The 1,032-nt window shown below is 78.5% G+C and carries 1 pseudogene; it reads left to right on the forward strand.

Going from position 1 to position 1,032, the window contains the following annotated elements:
- Positions 1–1,032: pseudogene (locus AO501_RS38120) on the forward strand (PE family protein); the annotation flags it as partial.

Consider the following 1,032-nt stretch of genomic DNA (forward strand, 5'->3'; position numbering starts at 1 on the left):
GACGGGCGGCAACGCGGGCATGCTCAGCCTCGGCGCCGGCGGCGCCGGTGGCATCGGTGGAGAGGGCGTCACGCCGGGCGGAACCGGTGGGGCGGGTGGCGCCGGGGGCAGTGCCGGGATGCTCTTCGGCGACGGCGGGGCCGGCGGCGCCGGCGGGTTCGGCGCGACGAACGGCGGGAAGGGAGGAGCCGGCGGCAATGCCGGGATGCTCAACGGCTCCGGTGGATCGGGGGGCGCCGGCGGCCAGGGCGGCAGCACCAACGGCGGGGCCGGTGGTGCCGGTGGCGCCCCCGGCATGATCGGCAACGGCGGTAACGGCGGCAGCGGCGGCACCGGAGCCGGCGGAAAGGGTGGCACCGGCGGGGCCGGCGGCGGGTTCGGTACCGGGCTGATCGGTGACGGCGGCAACGGCGGCAACGGCGGCACCGGCACCACTCCGGGCAAGGCCGGCGCCGGCGGCATCGGCGGCCAGTTGCTGGGTCTCGACGGCTTCAACGCGCCCGCCTCCGCCAACCCGATGCACGCCATGCAGCAGCAGGCCCTGAACAGCATCAACGCACCCGTTCAGGCCATCACCGGCCGCCCGCTGATCGGCAACGGCGGCAACGGAATTGCGGGCACCGGAGCGGCCGGCGGCGACGGCGGTTGGTTGTTCGGTAACGGCGGCATCGGTGGTTCCGGGGCGGCTGGTGCCACCGGTAGCCCCGGCGGCAGCGGCGGCCGCGGCGGAATCCTGTTCGGTTCCGGCGGGTCGGGCGGCGCCGGCGGACCCGGTGTCACAACGGGCGGTGCGGGCGGCGCCGGCGGCTCGGCGTTCCTGATCGGATCCGGCGGCAGTGGTGGGGCCGGTGGGACGGCGGTGGCCCCGGCCGGAACGCCCGGCCCGTTCACCGGGGGCGCGGGCGGGCGCGGCGGCGATGCGGGCGCCCTGATCGGCGCCGCCGGGACCGGCGGGGCAGGCGGTGGCCCCGGTACCGGTGGGGCCGGCGGCGCCGGCGGCACCGGGGGGTTGTTCGCCAATGGCGGAGTCGG

This window comes from Mycobacterium gordonae, assembly GCF_001417955.2.
Taxonomy (GTDB): domain Bacteria; phylum Actinomycetota; class Actinomycetes; order Mycobacteriales; family Mycobacteriaceae; genus Mycobacterium; species Mycobacterium gordonae_B.